Origin of the sequence: Haloarcula mannanilytica (genome assembly GCF_005406125.1) — an archaeon.
GTDB lineage: Archaea > Halobacteriota > Halobacteria > Halobacteriales > Haloarculaceae > Haloarcula > Haloarcula mannanilytica.
In genome coordinates this window covers 417,205-439,562 of record NZ_BIXZ01000002.1, presented here as the reverse complement: position 1 = coordinate 439,562, position 22,358 = coordinate 417,205, and the positions used below count along the sequence as shown (strand labels likewise).

At 65.2% G+C, this 22,358-nt stretch carries 25 protein-coding genes; 11 read left to right on the top strand and 14 right to left on the bottom strand.

Translation table 11 applies throughout. The features are described from left to right. Positions 1–3 precede the first annotated feature (3 nt). The 3 genes from yciH (at position 4) to Harman_RS09390 (ending at position 3,741) form a co-directional block, all read left to right on the top strand. Entirely contained in the window at positions 4–297 is a 294-nt protein-coding gene (yciH, locus tag Harman_RS09400; RefSeq protein WP_004516073.1) for a stress response translation initiation inhibitor YciH, read from the top strand. Positions 298–524: 227 nt separating this feature from the next. Further along, positions 525–2,819, top strand: a complete 2,295-nt coding sequence (locus tag Harman_RS09395; protein ID WP_137683533.1) for a peptidase — start codon at positions 525–527, stop codon at positions 2,817–2,819. A gap of 40 nt (positions 2,820–2,859) precedes the next feature. After that, a complete protein-coding gene (locus Harman_RS09390; protein WP_137683532.1) occupies positions 2,860–3,741 on the top strand; it encodes an EamA family transporter in 882 nt (293 codons plus the stop codon). Between the two features lie 4 nt (positions 3,742–3,745). Here the strand turns inward: Harman_RS09390 and Harman_RS21500 are convergent, their stop codons facing one another. Continuing rightward, positions 3,746–3,910, bottom strand: a complete 165-nt coding sequence (locus Harman_RS21500; RefSeq protein WP_200830867.1) for a DUF7331 family protein — start codon at positions 3,908–3,910, stop codon at positions 3,746–3,748. A 149-nt stretch (positions 3,911–4,059) separates the two neighbouring features. Between Harman_RS21500 and thiD the strand changes: the two genes are divergently transcribed. Next, positions 4,060–5,421, top strand: coding sequence for a bifunctional hydroxymethylpyrimidine kinase/phosphomethylpyrimidine kinase (gene thiD / locus Harman_RS09385; RefSeq protein ID WP_200830866.1), 1,362 nt, complete (start codon positions 4,060–4,062; stop codon positions 5,419–5,421). A 33-nt stretch (positions 5,422–5,454) separates the two neighbouring features. On the opposite strand, the gene Harman_RS09380 is transcribed toward thiD, so the two are convergent. The 5 genes from Harman_RS09380 to Harman_RS09360 all read right to left on the bottom strand — a co-directional run bounded on the left by Harman_RS09380 (position 5,455) and on the right by Harman_RS09360 (position 9,069). Then, positions 5,455–6,135, bottom strand: coding sequence for a metal-dependent hydrolase (locus Harman_RS09380; RefSeq protein WP_235007181.1), 681 nt, complete (start codon positions 6,133–6,135; stop codon positions 5,455–5,457). Between the two features lie 128 nt (positions 6,136–6,263). Further along, a complete protein-coding gene (locus Harman_RS09375) occupies positions 6,264–6,989 on the bottom strand; it encodes a TVP38/TMEM64 family protein (protein ID WP_137683530.1) in 726 nt (241 codons plus the stop codon). 2 nt (positions 6,990–6,991) lie between these two features. Then, the gene (locus Harman_RS09370) at positions 6,992–7,696 is read right to left on the bottom strand and encodes a CehA/McbA family metallohydrolase (RefSeq protein WP_137683529.1); all 705 of its coding nucleotides are present in this window, start codon (positions 7,694–7,696) and stop codon (positions 6,992–6,994) included. Then, complete coding sequence (locus Harman_RS09365) at positions 7,693–8,391, bottom strand: CDP-alcohol phosphatidyltransferase family protein (protein WP_137683528.1); 699 nt, start codon at positions 8,389–8,391, stop codon at positions 7,693–7,695. Before Harman_RS09365 ends, Harman_RS09370 begins: the two co-directional genes overlap by 4 nt. Before the next feature lie 111 nt (positions 8,392–8,502). Next, positions 8,503–9,069: a GNAT family N-acetyltransferase gene (locus Harman_RS09360; RefSeq protein WP_137683527.1), complete on the bottom strand. Its 567-nt coding sequence runs from the start codon at positions 9,067–9,069 to the stop codon at positions 8,503–8,505. Between the two features lie 253 nt (positions 9,070–9,322). Here Harman_RS09360 and Harman_RS09355 point away from each other — a divergent pair, with 253 nt between their 5' ends. Continuing rightward, a complete protein-coding gene (locus tag Harman_RS09355; RefSeq protein ID WP_137683526.1) occupies positions 9,323–9,958 on the top strand; it encodes a DsbA family oxidoreductase in 636 nt (211 codons plus the stop codon). Positions 9,959–9,995: 37 nt separating this feature from the next. Here Harman_RS09355 and ddh read toward each other — a convergent pair whose 3' ends face one another. Together ddh and Harman_RS21230 are read right to left on the bottom strand one after the other, a co-directional pair. Beyond that, a complete protein-coding gene (gene ddh / locus Harman_RS09350; protein WP_137683525.1) occupies positions 9,996–10,922 on the bottom strand; it encodes a D-2-hydroxyacid dehydrogenase in 927 nt (308 codons plus the stop codon). Positions 10,923–10,985: 63 nt separating this feature from the next. Continuing rightward, on the bottom strand, positions 10,986–11,162 hold the full coding sequence (locus Harman_RS21230) for a hypothetical protein (protein ID WP_160140680.1): 177 nt from the start codon (positions 11,160–11,162) through the stop codon (positions 10,986–10,988). 166 nt (positions 11,163–11,328) lie between these two features. On the opposite strand from Harman_RS21230, the gene Harman_RS09345 reads away from it, so the two are divergent. Together Harman_RS09345 and Harman_RS09340 are read left to right on the top strand one after the other, a co-directional pair. After that, complete coding sequence (locus Harman_RS09345; protein WP_137683524.1) at positions 11,329–12,423, top strand: sulfite exporter TauE/SafE family protein; 1,095 nt, start codon at positions 11,329–11,331, stop codon at positions 12,421–12,423. 4 nt (positions 12,424–12,427) lie between these two features. Further along, entirely contained in the window at positions 12,428–12,865 is a 438-nt protein-coding gene (locus Harman_RS09340) for a universal stress protein (protein WP_137683523.1), read from the top strand. Between the two features lie 16 nt (positions 12,866–12,881). Here Harman_RS09340 and Harman_RS09335 read toward each other — a convergent pair whose 3' ends face one another. From Harman_RS09335 to Harman_RS09320, 4 genes are all read right to left on the bottom strand, one after another. Continuing rightward, positions 12,882–13,400 (bottom strand): HPP family protein, encoded by a 519-nt coding sequence (locus Harman_RS09335; RefSeq protein ID WP_137683522.1) that lies wholly within the window; start codon positions 13,398–13,400, stop codon positions 12,882–12,884. Between the two features lie 94 nt (positions 13,401–13,494). Beyond that, positions 13,495–14,262 (bottom strand): hypothetical protein, encoded by a 768-nt coding sequence (locus Harman_RS09330; protein WP_137683521.1) that lies wholly within the window; start codon positions 14,260–14,262, stop codon positions 13,495–13,497. A gap of 70 nt (positions 14,263–14,332) precedes the next feature. After that, positions 14,333–14,671 carry a thioredoxin family protein gene (locus tag Harman_RS09325; protein ID WP_137683520.1) on the bottom strand — a complete coding sequence of 113 codons (339 nt, stop codon included), beginning with the start codon at positions 14,669–14,671 and terminating at the stop codon, positions 14,333–14,335. A 75-nt stretch (positions 14,672–14,746) separates the two neighbouring features. After that, a complete protein-coding gene (locus tag Harman_RS09320) occupies positions 14,747–15,307 on the bottom strand; it encodes a sugar O-acetyltransferase (RefSeq protein ID WP_137683519.1) in 561 nt (186 codons plus the stop codon). Between the two features lie 334 nt (positions 15,308–15,641). On the opposite strand from Harman_RS09320, the gene Harman_RS09315 reads away from it, so the two are divergent. Beyond that, entirely contained in the window at positions 15,642–17,618 is a 1,977-nt protein-coding gene (locus tag Harman_RS09315; RefSeq protein ID WP_137683518.1) for a DUF460 domain-containing protein, read from the top strand. Positions 17,619–17,700: 82 nt separating this feature from the next. Next, positions 17,701–18,735 carry a sensor histidine kinase gene (locus Harman_RS09310; RefSeq protein WP_137683517.1) on the top strand — a complete coding sequence of 345 codons (1,035 nt, stop codon included), beginning with the start codon at positions 17,701–17,703 and terminating at the stop codon, positions 18,733–18,735. 3 nt (positions 18,736–18,738) lie between these two features. Here the strand turns inward: Harman_RS09310 and Harman_RS09305 are convergent, their stop codons facing one another. Then, positions 18,739–18,975 carry a DUF7470 family protein gene (locus Harman_RS09305; protein WP_137683516.1) on the bottom strand — a complete coding sequence of 79 codons (237 nt, stop codon included), beginning with the start codon at positions 18,973–18,975 and terminating at the stop codon, positions 18,739–18,741. Positions 18,976–19,013: 38 nt separating this feature from the next. Further along, positions 19,014–19,424, bottom strand: a complete 411-nt coding sequence (locus tag Harman_RS09300) for an SCP2 sterol-binding domain-containing protein (RefSeq protein WP_137683515.1) — start codon at positions 19,422–19,424, stop codon at positions 19,014–19,016. 283 nt (positions 19,425–19,707) lie between these two features. Here Harman_RS09300 and Harman_RS09295 point away from each other — a divergent pair, with 283 nt between their 5' ends. After that, positions 19,708–20,544: a proline dehydrogenase family protein gene (locus Harman_RS09295; protein WP_137683514.1), complete on the top strand. Its 837-nt coding sequence runs from the start codon at positions 19,708–19,710 to the stop codon at positions 20,542–20,544. Between the two features lie 63 nt (positions 20,545–20,607). Continuing rightward, the gene (locus tag Harman_RS09290; RefSeq protein ID WP_137683513.1) at positions 20,608–22,179 is read left to right on the top strand and encodes an aldehyde dehydrogenase family protein; all 1,572 of its coding nucleotides are present in this window, start codon (positions 20,608–20,610) and stop codon (positions 22,177–22,179) included. The last annotated feature ends 179 nt before the right edge of the window (positions 22,180–22,358 follow it).

Sequence of the window (22,358 nt, the reverse complement as noted above, 5' to 3'; positions counted from 1 at the left end):
GTAATGTCGGAAGTCTGCTCGACGTGCGGGCTGCCTGAGGAGCTCTGCGTCTGTGAGGACGTTGCTAAGGAGTCCCAGGAGATTAATATCCGCATCGACGAGCGCCGTTACGGGAAGGAGGTAACGATTATCGAGGGATTCGACCCGAAAGACGTCGACATGGACTCACTGTCCTCAGACCTCAAATCGAAGTTCGCCTGCGGTGGCACAGTCGAGGACGGGCAGATAGAGCTCCAGGGCAATCACACGGGCCGCGTCGAGGATTTCCTCCGCGACAAGGGTTTCAACGTCGCCTGAACTCCTGACTGCCAACGGTTCTCGTGAGAGCGGCGTGGCAAGCGGCTGCTGTGTCCGGCTCGCTGCGTGCCGCTTTCGAGAGAGCCCGCGTTGCCCGATCCCAAACCAGCGTTTTTGCCGTTGTGAGAAATTCCGAGTGTCTCCGGCCGAGATTCGTGTTGTTCCGTGGTAGCAACCATCACGATTGGCGGTCAACTATTTCAACCATGCGGCGGTAACTGTTCGCAATGCCCGTTTTACCCCGGTGGGTGGTGGCCGTGGGACTCGCGGCGCTTCTCCTCGGTGGGGGACTCACATTCCCGGTGGCGGCGGGAGCACCCCACGGAGGTGGCGGCGAGGCGGTAACGACCGGATCGGACGGCACGGACTGCGCGCGGGCGGACGTGATGACCCAGCGGGAGAGCCCACCGACAGTCGAAGCGAACCAAGTAGAGTCGGCGACTGCCACATCCGACGATCCGGCTATCCGGACAGGAAGCGCCGACACAGACCGACGCCGGCCACGGGAACGGGGCGGTGATACGTCCGGTGCGGGCACCGTACCAGCGGCTAGCATGGAGCGGAGGGCAGCCACGTCAGGTGCGACACAAGCCGCCGAGGGCGATGTCATTCGGCAGACACAGACCTACGAACGCGTGCCGGCGGAACCGGGCGAGGTGGCAGTGACACTGGCCTACGAGATCCCGGATCGGGTCGTCGATCTCGAAGCACACGTCCCGGCAGAGGCGACGGTAACCGGGACAGACGGGTTCGAGCGTGTCAACGCGTCCGTCTACGAGTGGGACGAGACAGCGGACCCGGCGACGATACGCTACCGTATCAACCCGAACCGGACGATCGACAAGAGCGGGCCGGAGGGCGCTGAGGGCCGGTACATCAGCGTCGATACGGGCGAGTGGGCACTGCTCACCCGGTCACAGACGCCGACACGCTGGAGCTACATTGGGCAGGACGCAGTCGGGTTCAACCGGACGGTCGAGACTGCGGGACCCGGAGCGGCAGGCGAGGAAGTCGTGTACCTCGGCGAGGTAGCGACCTTCGAGGAGACGGCACACAACCAGACGTTCACGCTGGTCGTCCCGGAGCGGGCGACGATGACGACCTCGCCGATTGCGGTCCTGGACTCCATGACGAACGCCTCGAACGCGCTCCGCGTGGGCGACCGTGACGAGCAGGTGTTCGTCGTCGCAGCTCCGTCCAGGGCCGTCGACTGGGGCGTTGAGGGGTACCAGATCGGCGACGCGGACATGTGGGTCCAGTCCCGGCAGACACTTGACAACGCCAACAACGTCTGGCTCCACGAGTACGTCCACAGCCGGCAGGGCTACAAGGCGACGCGGGAGACGCGGTGGACGATCGAAGGGTTGGCGACGTACTACGCCGCCGTCCTGACGCTGGAGCAGGACCGGATCGGATTCGAGGCGTTCCAGAACCAGCTCGCGGCGGGCGAACAGCCGATCTACAGCAGCGTGGCGCTGGCGGATCCATCGAGTTGGACGAACACCGCGAACTACAGGAAAGGGGCACTGGTCGCCGGCCGAACCGATATCCACATCCGCGCGGCCACCGACCGCAACCGGACGCTCCAGACCGTGTTCCAGTCGCTGAACGGCTATCGCGAGCCGGTCACGCAGGCGGAGTTCCTCACGGAAGTCGAGGCCGCCGGCGGGGCGACCGTTCGAAACACGGCCACAACGGAGACGGAAACGACCGCGACAGTGACGATGTGGAACGAAAGCAGACACCGGCGGCTGTTCGGCGCCATCCCCGCCAGAATCGGCTACAGCCTCCCGCCAATCGAGCGAAGCGACGCCTACCGCGTGGACAGCGTCTACCGGTCGAACGCATCGGTCGGTGGGAGCAGTCCGATTCGACTGGCGACCAACGAGACGCTCGCGATTGACACCGTCGTCGAGAACGCCGGCGGTGAAACGGGGGCGTACAACGTGACGCTCGCGGTCAACGGAACCGTCGTCGCGGCGAAACAGGGCCAGATCGAAGCGGGGGCACGGACCGATGTCGCGTTGGGGCACACGTTCGTCGACCCCGGCCGGTACGTGGTCGGCGTGGACGGCGACACCGTCACTGTGGTCGTATCGGAGCCGGCAGCGGCCAGGGTGACCGACATCGAAGCCAGCCCGCGCGAGCTCAGACAGGGAGGCAGGGTCGCCGTGACCGCCACCGTCGCCAACGACAACGACATCCCCGGAGCGACGACAGTGGAGTTCCGCCGCGACGATGTCGTGTTCGCCCAGGAGCAGGTGCGTCTCCCGCCACAGACGACAACGACGGTCACACGGACAGTCACCCTCGATGATCCCGGGCCGGTGTCGCTATCGGCGGGCGACGGAACGACAGCGACGACGGCCGACGTGACTGTCTCGACCGAGCCGACCCCGACGCCCACAGAGACGACAGCGGGGACACGGACCACGGGCGGAGAGGGCGACGGCTTCACCGCCCTCGCGGCCAGCCTCGCAGTACTGCTTGCGGCCCTAGTCGCCAGACGGCGGACACAGTGATGCGAAGACGAAAGGAACAGTTATTGGGGTCGGCCAGCGGTTGTCAACCGTGAACGTCGGAATCGCGTACGCCGTCCTGTCCGCGCTGGTGTTCGGGGTGTACCTGTTCGTCATGAAGCGGTGGTTCACCGAATACCCGTCGCCGGTGTTCCTGTTGCTCACATACAGCCTGGTTCCCGTCGTGTACTTCCCGATCGTCTTCCTCAGCAGCGAACCCTTCCTTCCGGCGGGGAATCGCATCAACGTCCTCGCAGCCGTTCTCGCCGTGACGGGGGTGACAGCGATAGGGCTGCTCACCCTCTTTCGGGCGATTCGGGTCGGCGAGGTCTCCTACGTCTCGCCCATCAGCAAAATCGTCCCCGTGTTCGTGTTGCCGCTGGAAGTCGGCCTGCTGGGCCAGCACCTCTCGCCGCTGCAGGTCGGGGGCGTCGTCGTCGCGACCGCGGCCGTCTACGTCGCCAATTGGCAGGGGACGGCGTTACTGGCCCCGCTTAAACGGGCATGGCAGTCCCGGCCCGCCCAGCTGGCGCTGCTGTCGGCCGCGGCGTTCGGGTTCGTCGACGTGGGCAAGCGAGTGCTGATGCAGGAGCTGTCCATCGAACCGACGACGTACATCCCGGTGATGGCCGTCGGTATCGCCGCGTTGATGGCTCCGCTCGCACTCCGGTACCAGGTCCCGCCGGGGTGGCGCGGGGACCTCCCGAAGTTCGTCGTCGCGGCGATGTTCGTCGCCTACGCGAACCACATCGTGCTGTTGTCCTTCCAGTTGCTCCCGGCGAGTATCGTCTCGCCCATCGTCAACGGGCAGGCTATCGTCGCTGTCATTCTGGGCGCTGTCATCCTCGATGAAGCACATTTTCGCGCTCGCCTGGCCGCTGCCGGGCTCGCTATCGTCGGAGTCGCGATGATATCGGTCGGATAAAAAATCAGGCCGAATTTCGCTCCGAGGAGCAGCCCACCTGTACCGCATAGCTCGACTGGAGCCACGCGGTCGGGTTCTCGGTGTCATAGACGACGACATCGCCGCCGCCGGTAGTGAAGCTGCCGTACTGCTCGTCGGAATCGGTAGTATCGCGCGACGCTGGTTCCATTGTGGTACGGGGTCACATCCGGCATAGCGATACATAAGCGTTTCTCAAATGTGATATAGTGTATTATTAGCATACTAGGATTCTGCCGGTCAATATAATCCAGCTGAGAGATCAGCACCGATTTGTGGCCGCCGGTAGAGCCATCGAGTATGACACGAGCGGACGCCCCAGTGACGCCGCCAGTCGTGCTGACCATCGCCGGCAGCGACTCCGGCGGCGGGGCCGGCATCCAGGCCGATCTCAAGACGATCGAGGCCTGTGGCGGCTTCGGGACCAGCGCGATCACGAGCGTCACGGCACAGAACACCACGGGCGTACAGGGTCAGCACCTGCTTCCGGTTGAGGAAATCGAAGCCCAGATCGAGGCGGTCATCGAGGACTTCGACGTGGCCGCGGTCAAGACGGGGATGCTCGCAACGAGCGAGGTCATCGAGTTGGTCGTCGACCACGCGGCCGACCTGCCGAACCTCGTCGTCGACCCGGTAATGGTAGCGGCATCGGGCGACCGCCTGCTGGCCCCCGAAGCGGAGGACGCCTACAAGTCCCTCATCGCCGAAGCGTCGGTCGTCACGCCCAACGCCGACGAGGCCGCCGTCCTGACCGGGCGCGATATCGACGACCCCGAGGCCGCGGAGCGAGCGGGACAGGACCTCGTCGAGATGGGGGCCGACAGCGCGCTCGTCAAGGGCGGCCACGTCCCGGGCGACGATGTCGTCGACACTCTCGTGACCGACGACGGCGTGACGACGTTCCGCCACGCCCGCATCGACACCGAGGCCACCCACGGCTCCGGCTGTACGCTCTCCTCGGCTATCGCGACACAGCTGGCCCACGGCGACGACCTGTCGACGGCGGTCGGAAGCGGTATCGACCTGCTTGCGAGCGCGGTCCGGTACAACGTCGATGTTGGCGAGGGACCCGGCGCGGTCCACCACCTCGTCCAGACGCGCAACGACGCCGCGCGAGGGTCGACAAGCGAGGCCGTCGAGCGGGTTGTGTCGGCGCTCGTCGATGCGGACGTATCGCCGCTAGTCCCCGACCGAGGGATGACCGTCGCCAGCGCGACGCCCTACGCGGAGACGCCGGACGCGGTCGCCGCCGTCGAGGGCCGTATCGACCGCACGATGGACGGCGTGCGGCCGAACCGCGGTGTCCGATTCGGCGTGTCGACGACGGTGGCGCGCGCCCTGTTGGCCGCCCGAGAACACGCCCCGGAACTCCGGTTCGCAGTCGACTGCCGGCTAACTAATGCCATCGAGGGCGCGCTGTCGTCGCTGGACGGCCCCGCCGCTGTGTACGACCCCAGCGAGCGGCCGGGTTCGGTGTCCGACGACGACACGGCACAGTGGGGCGTCACCCGAGCGTTGGAGACCAGCGATGAGACGCCCATCGCCGTCGTCGGCCGCGAAGGTGTGGGTATCGACGGGCGTGTGCTGCTGTTCGCAGCGGATGCTGCCGACCTCATCCAGCGCGTCGAGAGTGTCCAGGGAGCGGTCAAAAACGACGGGTAGCGGCTGAGACAGCCCGCTTGGAGCGGCATCGAACTATCGGAACCGGATAGTGAGTGTCGATCCGCCGTGTTCGGATTCCGTGACGGACACGGTCGGGACCCACACCGGGAGAAGCGACCGGGCAGTCGCTGCGATTGTCGTCAAGTGCTTGCGCGCAGCGGTGTACAGCCCGGTGACGGTAAGCAGAGCGACGAGGGCGCTATCGGCCCAGACGCCCGTCGCGGGCGAGAGCACAGCGACCGCGACACAGGCCGCCGCGAGCAGGAAGTCCTCCGGTGCCCCGGAGTAGCGGACGTACCGGCGGGGCCGGTGCCACCGACCGAGGGCGTGGTTGTACACCGCGATGTCCGTCGTCGGGTTCCAGGGCTCGGCCTCGGGGCTGCCGGCGAACACGTCCGAAAGCGAGTGGACCGCTGCCGCGGCGACAGCGACGCCGGCGAGGACCAGCGGTGTCGACCCCGCAGCGAACCCAGCGCTCAGCACTCCGGCCGCCAGGACCGGGAAGTACACCGGGAAATGGAGCGTCTTCCGGTGGCTGGCGAGCATGTCGAAATCGGGTGCGAGGCCGCCGACAAACGCGGCCGCGAGCACCAGCGGCGGAGCGGCGTACTCCGAAAGCGCGGGGACGGCCAGCGCGGCGATGGCGACCGTCATGAACGCGTGTGTCGTCGCCATCATAGTCGTACTGACGGCTACCTTCGTCTCAGTAGACATAAATACTGCGTCAGACAGCGCTGTTCGGACGACCACGCGCCGACACACCGATCGAGGTGCGGGAGAAGATAGTGGCAGTACAGGATGTGGCCGCTTGCGGTTGGTGAAACAGACCGAAAAACCGGGTCTCACTCGCTCGGTCCGAAGCTGCCAAGCGCGGACATCACTCGGTCCCGCAAGACGAAGATGGCGAGCGAGAACACCGCCAGCGCAGTCACGACGGCAAGAAACGTGCCGATGTGGCCGCCGGCCAGTCGTTCGCCGGCGTACGACGCCGCGAGGAACGACGGCGCTCGGCCGACAGCAACCAACGCGAGGAAGGTCCGCAGCCGCAGGTCCGAGATGCCGGCGACGAAACAGAGCAGGTCGTCGGGAAACGTCGGGAGCAAAAAGAGGACGAACAGCCCGACCAGGCCGTTCCGGGCGAGGAACTGGTCCCACCGCGCGAGCGTCTCCGGCCGCGTCACCCGTTCCACGTACGGCCGGCCGTAGCGGCGGGCGAGTGTGAACGCTGCTGCACTCCCCAGACAGACGCCGAGCAGGCTGTACGCCGTTCCGGCCCGGACCCCGAAGAGGTAGCCCCCGACACCGCCGAGAAGCTGGCCCGGAATCGGGGCGAGGAGTACCTGAAGCGTCTGCAGGGCGACGAACGTGTGGGGAGCGAACGCGCCGAAAGCCGCGAGCTGCCGCCGCAGCCACACCGGGTCGAACAGGCGTGGTGCGGCCGTATGAAGGCCAACAGCCAGGGCAGCGAACAGCCCGAGTAACGTCAGCGACCGCACTATGGCGTCACGCCGTGCTGCTTTCGACCTGAAGAACCGCGTCGGGTCGCCGTCGGGTGGGTTCGGCGTCACAGTCAGAACAGTGTCAGCGTCTTCCGGGTGGCGTTCTCGACGACCTTCGAGATGTAGCGCGACCGCGACGGTGACTGCCGGACGGCAGCCGTTCGCCCGGCCCGCATCGCCGCGAGTACTGTGTCGGTCGTCAGCGGCTCGCCGGGTCGGAGGTCGACTGCCGTCGCCGCGCGGCCGATGCCGCCTGGGCGGTGGGCGTCGCTTCCGCCAAAGGCCGGATAGCCCGCCGTTCGTGCGAACCGCGTCGCCTGCCTGTTCCGGATGTTGGTCAGTGCGTGTGCGTTGTACACCTCGATGCCGTCGACGCCGTCGATAGCCGTGCGGCTGGCCCCGTGGCGCGAGCGTTGGAACGGATGCGGAACGACGGCCACGCCGCCGCGGTCCTGAATAGTACGGGCGGTATCGACGAGCGGTCTGTCCGGTTCGGGAGCCGCGTCCACCCCGAGCGCGAGCAAGTGCCCGTCAGCAGTCGAGACCTCACAGCCGACGACGACCAGCAGGTCCTCGGCCAGGTCGGCGGCGATCTTTGCGCCCTCGACCGTGTCGTGATCGGTGACGACGACGGCGTCAAGCCCCTCGGCCTTCGCACGCGAAAGAAGGGTTTCGGGCATGGTACACCCGTCGTAGGAGGCAGCCGTGTGGAGGTGCGTATCGGTGTGGACCGTCCGGCCGGTCGGCTCACCCGGCGACTCCGACCGACCGGTCATACGTATCCGAGTTCCAGCGCCAGCGCCAGGCCACCCGCCACCAGCGCGACGACAGCAGCCAGCGCGTGGCTGAGGTCCGTCTTGTACGCCTTGTAGTCAGACACCATTAGCGGACAGGCCAGCCCCACAAGTACCCCGGCGACCCATCCGTTCCACAGCCCCACAAACGTCGCGAGGAAGTAGTTCGAGACAACAAGCAGGTTCGTGTGAACGACCGTCGTACCGTGATAGTAACTGTCGCCACCGTCGGAGCCGAATCCCTCGTTCGTGTGTCGAATCAGTCTGAGTCCCCCGAACGCGAAGAGGAGAAAGCCGACGACGAGACTCGCAAACGGCGACGGTGCAAGTGAGACGTGATACAGGAGCGCCGCGGGGAGCAGATACGCGAAGATATCGATAAACGAGTCGATCTGCCGGCCAAACGGGGACGAGGTACCCGTGTGCCGCGCGTACCAGCCATCTACTTTATCGAGGAAGAACGCGGCGAACATCACCAGAATACCCCAGTTGGGTTCACCCCGAGAAAACAGTAGCGCGCTCCCCCAGCCGACGAACAGGGCCGCGAGGCTGATGTAGTCGGCACCGGTGAGTCGGCCCACGATATCCGTCCGGTCGACCGTATCAGCGACCCGTCGGTCGGCGAGGTCCACGCGGTTCCAGACGCCCCGTATCGCTTCTCGCAGTGGCTCGGTCATCGACCCGTCTGGATCGTCGCCCGTTCAAAGTATAAATCTTGCCTGAGAATTATTTACTTAGTAGTATTCTATATAGCTATGTTCGGCTATCCAGCAGTCTGGAGACCGGAATCACAGGTCTCGGACTGACCGCCACGAGAGCGGGCCGACGGCAGCGTAGCGCCTCGCACGGGTCGCACGGAATCCGAGTCGCTCGAACAGCGCCCGCGACGGACGGTTGTCGAGTGCCACCAGCGCCGTCGCTTCGGCCGCCCCATCGTCGGCCACGTGTCGACACGCCGCGGCGACCATCGCCGTTGCGACCCCGCGGTTCCGGCAATCCGGGTCCACGAACACGCGCCTGATGTACGCGCCGTCGAACGACAACCGCCGGTCCAACGGCGCGATGTGATGGGTCGCCCCGACAGAACAGAACAGGTAGCCCACTGGTTCGCCGTCCACGACGGCGGCGAAAACGTCCTCGCCCGCAACGAGGTCGTCTGCCGGCGGGTCCAGCGACGCGACCCGGGCCGGGTCACAGCGTTCGATGGATACCGGGGAGTCAGTCGAAGCGGGTATCTGTTCCGCGAGCGACCGGGTGTACTCGTACATCCACGTCGCCGTGACGCCCGCCCGGGCGAGGGTGTCGTAGACGGTCCGACCGTATCGATTGCGCGTCAGCCGCCACAGTCGGGTCATAGCGTCCCTCCGGGCTGTGTGTTCGCCGTACAGGCTCCGCAGTAGTGTCTCTCGATAGCAGTTCCGGCCATCCGACCACCGTCGTCGTTCGAGGCGTCCACGTCGGTATCGATGGACCGCGCCGTGGCATAATTCGTTGCTATGATATCTATATAGATCTGGGACAGTCTCAGCAGTGATCCCTGGGCGGGTGTGCACGGACCCGGCACAGACGGTGGCTGCGTTTAACCGCGAGCAACGCATATCCGGGCGTATGAGTGAAACACAATCGAACGAGCAGATCACAGTCTTCTCGGACTACGTTTGCCCGTTCTGCTATCTCGGACGCGAATCGCTCACGCAGTACCAGTCGACACGCGAGGACGAACTGGAAATCGACTGGCAGCCCTTCGACCTCCGGAGCGGGAAGCGCAACCCCGACGGCTCCATCGACCACTCCGTCGACGACGGCAAGGACGAGGACTACTACGAGCAGGCCAAAGAGGGCGTGCGCCGGCTCCAGAAGAAGTACGGCGTCGAGATGGACCTTGACATCGCCACCGACATCGACTCGCTGCCCGCCCAGATCGCCTCCTACTACGTCAAAGAGCAGTACGACTACGAGACGTGGCTGGCCTTCGACGTGGCTATCTTCGACGCCCTGTGGCAGGACGGGGAGAACATCGGTGACGAGGATCTGCTGGTCGATCTGGCTACCGATGCGGGCGTCGACGGCGACGAAATCCGGTCGGCGCTTGCAGACGACACCCTCCGGTCAGAGGTCCGCGAGAAGTTCACGGCGGCCCAGCGCCAGGGCATCACTGGCGTCCCGACGTTCGCCTACGACGGGCACGCCGCCCGCGGCGCAGTTCCGCCAGAGCAACTCGAACGGCTGGTCGAAAGCACCTGAGCGGCGAACGAAGCTACACCGTCCGAGCGGACGGCCATCACGCGACGCGGTTCCGCAGTGATTCACCGCGGTCGATCCGTGCCAGATTCTCCTGAACGAGGGCCGCGATATCCTCGTGATACCGGTTCGTGAACGCGGCGACGTGTGGCGTCACGATGGCCGAGTCGTGGTCCCAGAGCGGATGGGTCTCGGGTAGCGGCTCCTCCCAGTGGGCATCGAGGGCCGCACCCGCAATTGTTCCGTCGTCGAGCGCAGCCAGCAGCGCCTCTTCGACGACGACAGGTCCCCGGGCGACGTTGACGAGATAGCTGTCAGTCCGCATCTCGTCGAGGAGCGCGGCGTCGACCATGCCGTCGGTCTCCTCAGTGAGCGGACAACACAGTACGACGAAACGGGCATCAGCCACGGCGGCGTCCAGTTCGTCGGGCGTGTACACGCGCTCGACGTTCTCGGCGGGGTCGCCGGAGCGGCGAACGCCGACGACCGCCATCCCCAGCGCGTCGGCCCGGTCGGCGACGCCCTGGCCGATGGTTCCCAGGCCGACCACACACATCTGCTCGCCGGTGAGCGTGAACGGCGCGTCGTAGGGTTCCTGCGTCCAGTCGCCGTCGCGCTGTCGGTCCCGGTAGACGTGGAGGCGGCGCGCAAACGCCGTCAGGAAGCCGACGACGGTTTCCGGGACGGTGTCACCGTGGATGCCAGTGCTGTTGGTCAGTGCCGTCCCGGTTGCCTCGTAGGCCTCAACGTCGAACTCGTCGTAGCCCGCCCGGATGCCGTGGACCCAGGCGGCGTCCAGAAACGCGTCCCGCGGGGAGAACGTGACGACGCAGTCGCCGGTGTCGAAGGACGCGTCGTCGCCGACGGCTTCGACGGGCACGCCGAATCCCTCCAGTGCGGCGACCATCGATTCCAGCGGACAGGCCTTCGCGACCGACTCGTGGACAGCGATTCTGGCGATATCCATACCTATCGCTGTCGGAGTGGCTGTATATTGTTTTCTCGGAACGTGACTGAGGTATCGAACCGATTAGTCCCGGCGGCTGTCGAGTGCGTCGACCCGCATCTCGACGTAGCGACGGGACCACCGCTTCGAGAACCGTCGCAAGGCTCCAAAGAGTCCAGTTGTGTCCGCAGTGTCGGCAGGAGCGTCTTCATCATAACTCGACCGGCCGCCAGACTCCATTGGTCCCTCTGGAAAACTCATAACGTTGTATGTTACCACGGGGTGTGAAATAAATATTAGGGATATTAGGACAGTCGACCAGTCTTGCGTTTTTGCGTTCTGTAGCGAAAGTTTGTAATTATTTTTAATATGGATGCAGACAACAAGGGATTTAAGCAATAGTTCACAATTCTGCGTTCACGCGTCAATGACCACGTCGTCACCGTCCAGTCGACTCCAGAAGGGGTTTCTCAAGTACCAGCACGTCTTCGTGTTTCTGGCACCGCTGCTGTTCGTCGTCGGTGTGTACACTATCGCACCGACACCAACGGACACGGGAGCTGGCTACTGGTTCGAGTACTGGTGGCTCTGTATCGCCTTCGTCATCGGAGCGACCATCGTCAACACGGTCGGTATCAGCGGGTCAGCGCTGTTCGTCCCGTTTCTCATCTTCATTTTCCCGCTGCTCGCTGGGGAGACGCTGACTCCGGAGACACTGGTGAAGGTCGGGCTTATCAGCGAATCGTTCGGCCTCTCCAGTTCGGCACTCGCGTTCATCCAGTACGGGCTCGTCGATCGACGGCTGGCGCTGAGTCTCGTCCTCGGAAGCGTGCCGTTTGTTATCGCCGGCGCGTTGCTTTCGTTCGTCATCCCGGAACCGCTGTTTCACGCGTTGCTCGGGATCGCCCTGCTGGCGGCATCGTATCTGCTTTTCAAGGCCGATCTCGGCCACGAGGACCCGGGCGAAGCAGACGACAGTGACCCCAATGTGTCAGCGGACGGTGGCGATGCGACGCTTCCTGACGACGCCAACAAGCTCGGACCGGCCGGCGTCGAAACGGCCGATAACGGCACCGTTACACGTGTCGACCGCGACGGCAACGACTACGACTACACGCGCGGCGGCTATCTCGAACGCTTCGCGAACTACGGCATCGGCGGCATCTTCCAGGGGCTGGCCGGCTTCGGCGTCGGCGAACTGGGCATCATCTCGATGCTCCGGACCGAGGTCCCCGTCCGGGTCGCCATCGGCACAAACCACATCGTCGTGGCGCTGACGGCTGTCCTCGCCTCGCTGGTCCACGTCTTCGGCGGCGGCCTCGTTCCAGGCGCACACTCCATCGACCTCGCGTCGACGCCGTGGAATATGGTCGTCTGGACCGTCCCCGCGACCGTCACCGGCGGCCAAATCGCGCCGTACGTCTCGACCGCACTGGACACCGGCACCATCAAGAAATTTGTCGGCGGGCTGTTCGCAGTCATCGCCGCCGCGCTGTTCCTGATGGCAACGGGTGGTTTCTAAGACGATGTACGACACTGTTCTCCTACCGACCGACGGCAGCGACGGTATCGAGGCGGCGGCGAGACACGCCGGAACGATTGCAGGCAGGTTCGACGCGACGGTCCACGTACTCTCGGTCGTCGACACCCGCAACCGGTTCGAGAGTCCGTCAAGCGGCCTTTCGGCTGACGCGTGGGTTGAGGCAGAGCGCGAGCGTGCTGGGGCAGCAATCGAAACGACTGTCGCCGAGTTGCCCGACGACGTTTCGGTCGAAACCACACGGCGAGAGGGCGTCCCGAAGACCGAAATCGTCGATGCGGTCACGGAGATTCCAGCGGACCTCGTCGTGATGGGGACCCACGGACGGACGGGACTGGACCACTATCTCATCGGGAGCGTCGCTGAGACTGTCGTTCGCGAATCACCGGTGCCGGTGCTGACCGTCCAACTACCGGACGAGTGAGCCACAGTAGATACCGTTAGCCATCGACGACTCCCGGTCGGGTCGAACCGATAGCTCGGTGATACGCAGACAGCACGAATGCGTGGAACGCGACGAGGATACCCACGCCGACCACGATGGTTGCGACCTGCAGTGGCGTCGAGAGCAGCCCCAGCGAGACGATGAGCGTCGTCGCACAGGCGGGCGCGTGCACTGTGTCGGTGGCGATCATCCCCCAACTCGTGGCGATGATCGAGAGCGTCGCGCTCGCGACGAGACGGAGGCCGTCCATCGAGAACGCGGCCGGGTCCGCGACCAGCGAGACGCCGCTTGCGAGCAGGGTGTACGCGACCAGCCCCGCAACGCCGCCGATGAGATGGCTCACGACGACGCTGCCCAGCACCGTCCGGTCACGGTCACGCTGGAACGCGAGGATGAACGCCGAGGGGCCGAGACTCGGGAAGATGAACGGCTGGCCGCTCGCCCACGCGAGTACCCCGAGGACGACAAACAGCACGCCGGCGTAGATGCTCGTCCCGACTCGATGCCGTCGCATTGCTCGCGGTAGGAGACTGGACGGACAAGACAGTCACGATACAGCAGAAGGACGTTGTGGTCCCGAACGGGGACGACGGAGTCGGGCGCTCCGCTCAGACCGTCGTCGTCGACGTGTCGGCCTCGCTCGGGGCCGACGGCGGCGTCCCGTCAGCCGACCGGAGTTGCTCGAACGCGACTGCAATGACTGCGGTGCTGTACAGCGACACCAGGGGTTGGATGACGACGGTCGGCAACTGCGCGGCCGACGGCGGAAGCGCCAGCGCCCCGACAAGTCCGATCACACCGCCGAGGAACCCCGCGGCAGCGACGACGATGAACAGCAGACCAAACAGTGCCAGCCGGTCGCCCTCGGTAAGCCGATAGCTCTCCTTGAGCGCCGCGATAAAGTTCCGGTCCTCGACGATGACGTACGGCATCATGAAGATGAACGCGACGTACGCGAAGATGCCGGGGATGAACAGCAGGAGCGACCCGATGAACACGAGCAGGCCGTAGACGATGCCACCGACGAGCACGTTCACCATCGCAAGCGGGACGTTCCGCGTGAACGCACCCGCGGGGAAGCTATCGCGCGCTCCGGCGACGAACGTCCGGAAGCTGACGATAGTGAGATACAGCGAGACCACGATGCCAACGGCGACACCGGCACCGGCGATGGACAGCGAGATATCGAGGGTGAGCGGCAGGGCCGCGGCGATTTCCCCGTACCCCAACCTGGTGTAGGTCGTCGCCAGAATCGTGTTTAACAGCGCCTGAAAGCTGATCATCAGGGCGAAAAACACCGCGAGTAGTATCGCACCGGTACGACTGAACAGCCGGTACCCCGCCTCTTCGAGGGCGGAGCCGATTTGGAGGGCCATCAACGGACCGTTTCGACAACCGGTGTGATAACACTTTCTCAGTATGACAATTCAACCCGGGAGGACGAGCTTATACCGACGGGTCCTCGACGAACTGTATCAACTCCTCGGCCGGCACGAAGCCATCAGCGCGGCGGTCGAGCAATTCCCCGTCGGCAAACAGCAGGAACGTCGGAACGCTCCGGACCTCGAACGCTTCGACGGCGTCGAGATCGGTCTTCGGATTAAACACGACCACTGCGGCGTCGGTGGCTTTCGCGGCGATGTCGAGTATCGGCTCCATCGACTTGCAGATGGTACAGCCGGTCGTCCGGACCATCACCAGCACGCGGTCGGCCCTCGCCAGCACGTCGTCGAGTTCCGCCCGCGTCTCGACCGTTCGAACGCTGTTTTCGGTTGTGGTGTTCATACAGTCAGTACGTGCCCCGGAGCGAAGAACCCCGCGACGGGCGCGATCCTTTGCCGTGACTGGGACGCCGGACCGTCAGTCCTCGATCTCCCGCACGACCGACGCGGGGTTCCCCTGGACGACGACGCCTGCGGGAACGTCGTCGGTGACGACCGCGCCGGAGCCGATAACGGCGTCGTCGCCGATGGTGACGCCCGGATTGATAACGGCTTGGCCCCCGATCCAGACGTTATCTCCGACGGTCACGGGTTTCCCGTACTCGACGCCGCTGCGTCGTTCGTCCGGGTCCAGCGGATGGGTCGCGGTGTAGACGTGGACGCCCGGCCCGAGCAGGCAGTCGTCGCCGATGGTGACCCGACAGACATCCAGCACGACGCAGTCGAAGTTCGCGTAGAAGCCATCGCCGACGTGAATGTTGTCGCCGTAGTCACACCGGAACGGCGGTTCGACGTGACAGTCCGCGCCGACAGTGCCGAACAGCTCCTCGGTGAGCGACCGTCTGGTGTCGGTCTCCCCTGGCTCGGTCTTGTTGTACTTTCGGGTGAGTTCGTTCGCCCGCTCGCGGGCGGCGACGAGTTCGGGGTCGCCCGGGTCGTAGGGCTCTCCTGCGACCATCTTCTCCCTTTCAGAGGGCATCCCGACCGCCCTCCGGAGTGGCGCTCGTGGCGCAGCGAGGTGTACTCATAGTGGGCTGTGGGAGCGCCCCGGTAAGAGATGTTGGGTCGGTAATCCCGAACCAGAAAGCCAGTTGAACAATCTATGTTGGGCGGGACCGAAAGGGGCCGCCCCATCAACGAACCCCGACGACGCAAGCACCGCAGGGAGTGCAACGACCGAGGAGCGAAGCGAGGCGCGGGAGTTGATGGGTCGGGGGCTTTCTGGCTGTTCGAAGTCGCCATAGCGTAACCAAGCCAGTCCCACCTTGCTAGCCCGGAACGGATTTATAATCGCGCGTCGCCTACCGTATTCCGTGAACCGCACGGCAGCGCTCGACGCGGTCGTCTTTGGAGTCGACATCCAGAGCGGCGACGTGCGCGGCGACGCGCCCTCGTACGCGCTGGTGGTCTTCGACGGGGAATCGGTCGAGCGGGATGTGGTCTCGCGGCGAAAGCTCCGCCGGCGCATCGAGGACGAAAAGCCGGCCATCGTCGCGACGGACAACATGTACGAACTCGCCGAGGACAAGGACGCCCTGATTCACGTGCTCGGCTCGCTTCCAGACGAGACGAAACTGGTGCAGGTGACCGGCGACGAGCAGCCGGAGCCGCTGTCGCGGGTCGCCAAGCGCCACGGCGTTCCCTACGGCAAGGACCCGATGGAAGAAGCCGAGGCCGCGGCCCGGTTGGCCGCCGCCAACGTCGGCCAGGAGGTGTCCGCGTTCACCGACACGACGGAGGTGAAGGTCTCACGGGGCCGGTCGACGGGCAAGGGCGGCTGGTCCGAGGACCGCTACACGCGGCGTATCCACGGCGCGGTCCGAAAGCGGGCACGCGAAATCGAGTCCGAACTCGACGCCGCCGGCTTAGAGTACGAGCGAGACGTGACCGAGAAGTACGGCGGCTTCTCCAACGCCGTGTTTCAGGTCTCGGCGCGACCGCAGGATATCCCCGTATCGCGGGCGCGCTCGGGCGACACGCGGGTCGAAATCGAGCGTGAGCGACGGGACGGCATCGAGTTCAAGCCGCTGGTGAAGCGCCGGGACCACGTCGTCGTCGGCGTCGACCCTGGGACGACGACGGCCGTCGCCATCGTCTCCCTCGACGGGACCGTGTTAGACGTGTACTCCTCACGCACCGACGACGCTGCCGCGACGACGGAGTGGATCATCGAGCGCGGGCGGCCGGTCGTCGTCGCCGCCGACGTGACGCCGATGCCCGAGACCGTCGAGAAGCTCCGGCGCTCCTTTAGCGCCGCGGGCTGGGAACCGGACACTGACCTCCCGGTCGACGAAAAGAAACACCGGACCCGGGAGGAAGCCTACGACAACGACCACGAACGGGACGCGATGGCTGCCGCCCTCTACGCCTTCGACCACCACGCCGACCAGTTCGAGCGTGTCGCAGGCAAGGTCCCGCCGCAGTACGACGTGGGACCGGTCATCGACCGCGTCGTCGCCGGCGAGGAGAGCGTCGAGACGGTGCTTCGGGACCTCGAAGACGACGACGGTGAGGACGAGGACGCCACGGCCCACGAGCCGAGGGAACTCACCGACGACGAGAAGGAAATCAAGCGGCTGAACGCCCGCATCGAGCGCCTTGAGTCACACGTCGACGACCTCAAAGAGACCATCCAGCGCAAGGACGACCAGCTTTCCGAGAAGGACAAACAGCTGGAGAAGGCCCGCAGCGAGGGCCGGCGTGAAGTCCGGAAGGACCGCGAGGTGACGCGGCTCCAGCGGCGCAACGAGGCCCTCGAACGGAAGGTCGAGGAGGAGGAGGAGAAACGTGAGGCGCTGGCCGACAAGCTCGACCGGCTGAAGGCGCTGTGGAAGCTCGACCACTCGAACTTCGCCGACGTGTCCGAGAAACAGGAGGGGCTGACGCCGGTCAAGGTAGTCGAGCAGTTCACCAGAGACGCCATCGCCGACGCGGATGAACGCTTTGGCCTCGTCGAGGACGACATCGTCATGTTCCGGGACGCATCGGGCGCGGGCCGGTCGACCGCCCAGCAGTTGGCCGACATCGATCCCAAAATCGTCCTCCGGAACGGCAACCTCTCGGATGTGGCCGACCAGGTCCTATTCGAGAACGACATCCCCGTCGCGCCGGCGGAGATGGTCACCGTCCAGGAAGTGGACGAACTGGCCGTCGCCCGCGAAGGCGAAATCGAGGCGGCAATCGAGGACTGGGAGGAGCGGGCCGCCGACCGCCGGAAGGAACAGAACGCCGAGATGGTCGACCAGATTATCAGTGAACACCGCGCCGACCGGCCGACGAGCGAACACTAGCGGCGGCCGGCGGACGGCGACCTGTCAGCGTCGGCGACGGTCCGAACTGAGTAGTTATATTCCTCGGCGGCGTTTCAGCAGCATGGAAGACCGGTGCCGTGTCCTGTCGGCCGCAATCGAGACGCTCGACGATGTCTTCTACGTCTACGACGCAAACGGCGAGCTCGCGTACTGGAACGCCCGATTGAACGAGCTGTTCGACCTGACCGACGACGAGCTCGCGGGGATGGCTCCGACCGAGTTCTTCGTTGAGGACGACCGCGCGGCCGTCGAGGCGGCCATCGCCGAGGTGTTCGACCAGGGCTGGACGACCGTCGAGGCGCGGGCCGAGACGACGGAGGGCGTGGTGCGGTTCGAACTCACCGGCCGGCTTCTCACGGCGGCGGACGGGACGATACAGGGGTTCAGCGGCGTCGGCCGTGACGTGACCGAGCGTCGGGAACAGGCGTGGCACCTCCAGCGCCAGAACGACCGGCTCACGGAGTTTGCCGACCTGCTGGCACACGACCTCCGGACGCCGCTTGCCGTCACGAGCGGACACCTCGAACTGGCCGCCCAGGAGACCGCATCGGAGCACATCGAAGCCGCCAGAGACGGACTAAAGCGGTTAGAATCGATTATCGACGACTTGCGGACCGCGACCAGAGAGGGGACACTGGCGACCGAGAAAACGACGGTCAATCTCGCCGACGTGGCGACAGTTGCATGGAGCCACGTCGAGACCGACAGGGCAGTGCTGGACCAGCCGCCGTCGATACTGGTCCAGGGCGACGAGAACCGGCTGCTGCGGCTGTTCGAGAACGTCTTCGCAAATGCCGTGACACACGGTCCCGCCGCCGACGAAGAGAGCGAAGACGGCGACCGACCACATCTGACGGTTCGCGTCGAAGCGACGCCCGAGGGGTTCGCAATCGAGGACGACGGTCGGGGCATCGATCCCGATATCCGGGAGTGGGTGTTCGATCCGGGCGCGTCCCAGACGGCTGACGGGACCGGCTTCGGGCTCTATATCACGCGCGCAATCGCCGAGGCGCACGGCTGGGCGGTGCGTATCACAGCGGCCAAAAGCGGCGGGGCGCGGTTCGAGTTCGATGTCGGCGCAGACACGGCCTGTTAGCGGTCAGGGCATTCCGCCGCCACCGCCACCCATTCCACCGCCGCCCATCCCGCCCATCCCGCCGCCGAGTCCGAACGCGCCGAGAAGCGTCGTGACGAGACCGTAGACGACCAGTCCGAGGCCGCCGACAACCAGGGCGATGCCGGCGGCGACGATAGGTGCCTGCCACGCGACCAGACCGATGCCGGCGAGCAACACGACGATGCCGGCGATACCAACCGCACCGAGTTTGTCGAGCATACCCGTGTAGGCCAAGCGGGCGGACAAAAGCCCGTCGGTCAGTGCTCGAACTCGGTGTCGACGTTCTGTGCCGCCGCGACCATCTCGGCGATGGTGTCCTGGCGGCGGAGCAGCCGCATCGTGTCGCCCTCGACATCGAAGGTGCCGTCCATCGCTGCGGCGGAGATGTCGAGGTCGCCCTGCAACATTGTGACCCACTGGCTGTAGGGGCCACGGAACGCGAAGTCGTATTCAGGGTCTGTGGCCGTCCCGGCGGCGGTACAGACGCCGTCTTCGATGACGACCGAGAACTGTATCGGCGCACCGGCGTAAGCGTCGTCGGCGCGGATCTCGAAACAGAACGCGGCGGTGAAGCCGTCGGCGGTGTCAGCGAACGCGTCCCGTTCGTTGATCCGGTCGCGCCACGCAGCGGCCCAGTCGTCGGCCTCGGTCGGGAGCATCACCGTCATTGGCAGGCGATATGCGAGGGGGGCTTTTCTGTGTTGTCCTCCGGCACTACGCCCGCGCTCGGCCGACGACCACAACGGCGGCGTTGACATCGTCCAGCGCAATCTCCGTCCCGCACTGGTTTCGCCGCCTGAACGCGGACAGCGAGCCCCGGAGGCAGTCCACCATCCCGATGGTGTAGGTTCAAAGCTGGCGTCCCCCGTGTCTCGCTTGGTTTCAAGTAAATCTTGAGTGACCTTTTAGGCAGAGATCCGTTTAGACTCATACAGCGGCGTCGATTCGATAATGATACCACCGATAGCGAACAATTTCGTCGCCGGAGAGACCGCGCCGGGAGCACTCGACCACGTCGCCTCGCTCAACGAGGACGGCATCAAGGGCATCCTGAATCTGTTAGGCGAACACTACGACGAGCGCCAGCCGGCCGACGAGGACGCCGACGAGTACATCGAACTGATCGAGGAGCTCGACAGAAGCGGCCTGGACTGCTGTATCTCGGTCAAACCCTCTCAGATCGGCCTCGATGTCGGCGACGACGTGTTCGTCGAGAATCTCGAACGCATCGTCGCGGCGGGCGACGAACGCGGCGTCTTCGTCTGGGTCGACATGGAGGACCATACGACGACTGACGTGACCCTCGACGCGTACGAGCGGGTCGTCACGGAACACGAGGGCGGCGTCGGCGTCTGTACGCAGGCCAACCTCACGCGCACGCCGAACGACCTGGAACGGCTCGCCCCGCTTCCCGGCAAGGTCCGACTGGTCAAGGGGGCTTACTCCGAACCCAGGGAGATCTCCTACAAGAAGAAAGAGCGCGTCAACGAGGCCTACCGGGGCTGTCTCGAACTGATGTTCTCGGAGTTCAAAGGCGGTATCGCCGTCGGCAGCCACGATCCGGCGATGATAGACTACGCGAAGAAGCTCCACGACGAGTACGGCACCGACTACGAGGTGCAGATGTTGATGGGTGTCCGCGACGACGCCCAGCGCGAGCTCGCCGCGGAAGGCGTCCCGATGTGGCAGTACATCCCCTACGGCGACAAGTGGTTCTCGTACTTCTACCGCCGCGTCCGCGAACGCAAGGAGAACGCGCTGTTTGCCGCTCGGGCGGTCCTGACATAATAGGTCCAGGGTGCGACCATGGGCGGGGGAATCTATTGGTATGGCTAGCGTACAGTACCGAATATGAGTGCAGACGACTCACGGCGACACTACATCGACGGCGACTGGACGACAGGCACCGGCGACGAAACGTTCACGAGCGAGAACCCCGCAACCGGCGAGGCACTCGCCTCGTTCCATCGCGGGACCGAGGACGACGTAGACCGCGCGCTGGCCGCGGCCGAAGACGCCTACGACGAGTGGCGCTCGCTGTCGTACATCGACCGCGCCGAGTACCTCTGGGACATCTACCACGAACTGCGCGACCGCCACGAGGAACTCGGCGAAATCGTCACCATGGAGTGTGGCAAGGAGATAAGCGAGGGGCTGGCCGACGTGACCGAGGCCTGGCACATGGTCGAGTGGGCCGCCGGCAACGCCCGCCATCCCCACGGCGATGTAGTTCCCTCGGAAATTGCCAGCAAGGACGCCTACATGCGACGCAAGCCCAAGGGTGTCGTCGGCTGTATCACGCCGTGGAACTTCCCGGTGGCCATCCCGTTCTGGCATCTCGCAGTCACGCTGGTCGAGGGCAACACCGTCGTCTGGAAGCCCGCCGAGCAGACCCCGTGGTGTGCCCATATCATCGCCGAGATGTTCGAGGACTCGGGCATCCCCGACGGCGTGTTCAACCTCGTGCAGGGCTACGGCGACGCCGGCAACGCCATCGTCGAGGACGACCGCGTCGAGACGGTCCTCTTTACCGGCAGCGCCGAAGTGGGCCACCAGATTGCCTCCAAGGTCGGCGGCGAGCCCGGCAAGATCGCCGCCTGCGAGATGGGCGGGAAAAACGCTGTCGTCATCACCGAAGAGGCAGACCTCGACATCGCGGTCCACTCGGCTGTGATGTCCAGCTTCAAGACGACCGGCCAGCGCTGTGTCTCCTCGGAGCGGCTCATCGTCCACGAGGACGTGTACGACGAGTTCAAGGAGCGGTTTGTCGACGTGGCCGAAGACATCGCCGTCGGCGACCCGCTGGCGGAAGACACCTTCATGGGGCCGCTCATCGAGAGCGATCAGGTCGAGAAATTCAACCGCTACAACGACCTCGCCCGCGAGGAGGGGGCGAACGTGCTCGTCGACCGCGCCGATCTCGGTGCCGAGGAGATTCCCGACGGCCACGAGGACAGCGCGGCTGAGGCCGCGGACAGTGAGCGAAGCGGGAGCTTCGAGAACGGTCACTGGGTCGGCCCGTTCGTCTACGAGATCGACTACGACGAGGACCTGCGCTGTATCAACGAGGAAGTGTTCGGCCCCCACGTCGCACTACTGGAGTACTCCGGTGACTTCGACCGGGCGCTGGAGATGCACAACAGCGTCGACTACGGCCTCGCCGGCGCGATCATCTCCGAGGACTACCGACAGATCAATCAGTTCCGCGACGAGGCCGAAATCGGCCTCGCCTACGGGAATCTCCCGTGTATCGGCGCAGAGGTCCATCTGCCCTTCGGCGGCGTCAAGAAGTCCGGCAACGGCCTCCCGAGCGGCCGCGAAGTCATCGAGGCCGTCACCGAACGCACCGCCTGGACGCTGAACAACTCCAAGGACATCGAGATGGCACAGGGCCTCTCGGCCGACATCATAACCGACGAGTAAAGCCGAAGCCACGCCCGTCGGCTCCGTCTGCCCGGGCTGTCGCGGCGAGACGACAACGGCGAACGGCATCGAGACCTGCACCGACTGCGCGTGGGTCGGCTGTCTCGGCGCTGACTGACGGCCACGACCTCGGTTTCGGTAGGTCCCAGCATCTGTCCCACCCCATGTCAGGGGCCACG